Source organism: Elizabethkingia argenteiflava, from assembly GCF_009904105.1.
Taxonomy (GTDB): Bacteria; Bacteroidota; Bacteroidia; order Flavobacteriales; family Weeksellaceae; genus Elizabethkingia; species Elizabethkingia argenteiflava.
This window is the reverse complement of record NZ_JAAABJ010000435.1, coordinates 1-213: the sequence shown is the minus strand read 5'-3', so window position 1 is coordinate 213 and position 213 is coordinate 1. Positions and strand designations below refer to the sequence as shown.

1 protein-coding gene is annotated in these 213 nt (G+C 30.0%); it reads right to left on the bottom strand.

What is annotated here, in order from left to right:
* The coding region (locus GNY06_RS15595; protein ID WP_166519077.1) for a transposase at positions 1-213 on the bottom strand (213 nt) is incomplete at both ends.

Here is a 213-nt window from a genome sequence, read left to right as displayed (position 1 = left end):
CATATTAATCTGGTTGTAAGTAAATAAGTCTCTTTGATAATCAATACTCAGATCACCTTTGTCTCCTAATATTGTACAATTTTGATACAAGTGCTTAATATCTTTGAGATAATGAATATCCTGTACAGAAGCTTGTGTTAGATCAAAATCGGTAAAAATCCCATCAGTAGTACACACTGCATGCAATTTATAACCATAATAAACACTATTTTG